Raw genomic sequence first — 1,986 nt, 5'->3', positions numbered from 1 at the left:
CGCGCCGCCCTCCGCAGGCGAGCCGGGAGGCGCCTATATCGAGGTCCTCGCAGCGCGCTACGACGCCTCGGTGCATCTGCGGTTTCTGCTGCGGACCGCGTTTCTGCCGCCGGTTGCGCTGAAGCCGGTGATCGGCAAGATCTATATTGGTTTTCTCGAGTGCTTGCAGGCGTGCTTTCTCGCGCAAGTGCCGGACGTCTTGTCGCCGCCCGATCGATCGCGCTTCGGCCACGCCTATCTTGGCATTGTCGAGAGCCTGTTTGTGGTGATGATTTACGCCGACCAGGCGGAAACGGTGATCCGCAAGGAGGCCATGTGGCGCATGTTCCGCGATGCGCTCGCGCTGCGGATGAGCCGCGCGTCCGGCACTTCCCTTCGGCCGGAGTGATCGCTATCGGAATGATGGCGGGGCATGCGGGGTGGCTGGACGGGAGCAGGATGGTCGCGAAACAGGGCCGTGCATCGCGGCCGGAGCTGATCGAGTGCCATGATTGCGGACAAGCTGTGTCCTTCACGGCTGCGGCCTGTCCGCATTGCGGGTCGACCGAGCCTGCCGGTCCCGTGGTGCAGAGCCGGCGTGAGTTGCGGCGGTTGCGGATCGAGGCGTCCAACGACCGGCGCCTCGTGATCGTCACTCTGCTGTGTGCCGGGCTGGGCGGATTTTATGGAGCCGTGATGGGGCCGGGCGGTGTGGCCTCGGCCGGAACGGCGTTGTTCTACGGCTTCATCGGTGCCGTGATCGGCATGCCCGCGGCCTTCATCATCAACGTGACGCGGGGGCTGTTCGACTGATCGCGCGCGGTCCGGCTGCGCGTCCGTCGCAGCCCGCTGCGGTCGGGACTGGGGCGATCGGTCCTGCCGGATTGCGGCGCTCGACGTGACCGGGCGTCCGATCCCCACACTCTATATGAAGACAGCGAAGTCCAGGGAATGCGAACGCGGATGATTTAAAGGCTGGCGGAGACATAAAGGCTGGCGGAGACGGAGGGATTCGAACCCTCGATAGGGCTTTACAACCCTATAACGGTTTAGCAAACCGCCGCCTTCAGCCACTCGGCCACGTCTCCAACGCGGTCGGTATGCCCGACGACGCGCCGAGCCGCAAGCGGCAGATTGCACGCCGATCGGAAATCCTCACAGCTGCGCATAGCTAATCGGGCAGGAGGTGAGGCTCGACACGGCCGGAACGCGGCGGCCGGCGCCTCACCGCCGGAGAGTTGCTGCCAAGCCTGATTCCAACTCACCGATGAGAACCGAGCAGCCGAGTCGCCATGCTTCGAACGGCGTTGCCGACGTAGCCTTCGGGCACTCCGGGTGAACTGGAACCTATTTGCCACACCTCCGGCGTCCCTCCCGATTCTCGCTGGGGCTATGTCGAGATTCAGCATCCAAGCTGCCCGAGTTGCGCCCGGTTCGTTGGGAGGGAAGTGTGGCGCCTCTAATTACCGGAGATTGCGCTGTCATAAAATAATAATATAAACAAAAGCTTAGCCGATCCCGCAGAACCACGGCTCCGTGCCTTTTGTGCAACACACCTCCAAAAAGGCGCCCGCTGACCGCCGCAATGATGGTTCCTTTGTTGCGTGTGCAAAGTCCTTCGGTAATTCTGCTCCCACGACGAAGGGGGGCATCCCTGCGTCGTCCCGTTGAGGTCGTTCGCTCAAGTCCCTCGCGTTCATGCGGGTGTGTCCGATAGCGCGAAGCGGCTGAGCGACGGGTCGAAGAGGGGATTACGGGGCCAACCTCAAGGGTGACTCACACCCAGCGGAGCGGAACCTTCCCTGACTGAGCAACTTGGAGGTTTAACATTATGAACACGATCAAGAGCCTCGTCCTGGGCTCGGCGGCAGCTCTCGTCGCCATGTCTGGGGCCCAGGCAGCTGACCTTCCGATCAAGGCCAAGGCGGTCGAATATGTGAAGGTCTGCTCCCTCTACGGCGCTGGCTTCTACTACATCCCCGGCACCGACACCTGCATCAAGCTCGG

At 63.0% G+C, this 1,986-nt stretch carries 3 protein-coding genes and 1 tRNA gene; 3 read left to right on the top strand and 1 reads right to left on the bottom strand.

Features of this window, described 5'->3' with window-relative positions:
• Together HL671_RS37800 and HL671_RS38715 are read left to right on the top strand one after the other, a co-directional pair.
• Positions 1-388 (top strand): hypothetical protein (locus HL671_RS37800; protein WP_210264283.1); only part of this gene is annotated, 388 nt, incomplete at its 5' end.
• A 50-nt stretch (positions 389-438) separates the two neighbouring features.
• The gene (locus tag HL671_RS38715; protein ID WP_012044715.1) at positions 439-792 is read left to right on the top strand and encodes a hypothetical protein; all 354 of its coding nucleotides are present in this window, start codon (positions 439-441) and stop codon (positions 790-792) included.
• 181 nt (positions 793-973) lie between these two features.
• Here the strand turns inward: HL671_RS38715 and HL671_RS37790 are convergent.
• Positions 974-1,067, bottom strand: a tRNA-Ser gene (locus tag HL671_RS37790).
• A 743-nt stretch (positions 1,068-1,810) separates the two neighbouring features.
• Here HL671_RS37790 and HL671_RS37785 point away from each other — a divergent pair.
• Positions 1,811-1,986, top strand: a 176-nt coding sequence (locus tag HL671_RS37785; RefSeq protein ID WP_172244232.1) for a porin, incomplete at its 3' end; no start/stop codon positions are given.

The organism is Bradyrhizobium denitrificans, assembly GCF_013179005.1.
GTDB lineage: Bacteria > Pseudomonadota > Alphaproteobacteria > Rhizobiales > Xanthobacteraceae > Bradyrhizobium > Bradyrhizobium denitrificans.
The sequence above is the reverse complement of the archived record's forward strand: the minus strand, read 5'-3'. Positions and strand labels throughout refer to the sequence as shown.

Excerpts from the sequence above, each read along its gene's own strand:
- HL671_RS38715 (WP_012044715.1), top strand. The coding sequence starts at position 439 with ATGGTCGCGAAACAGGGCCGTGCATCGCGGCCGGAGCTGATCGAGTGC.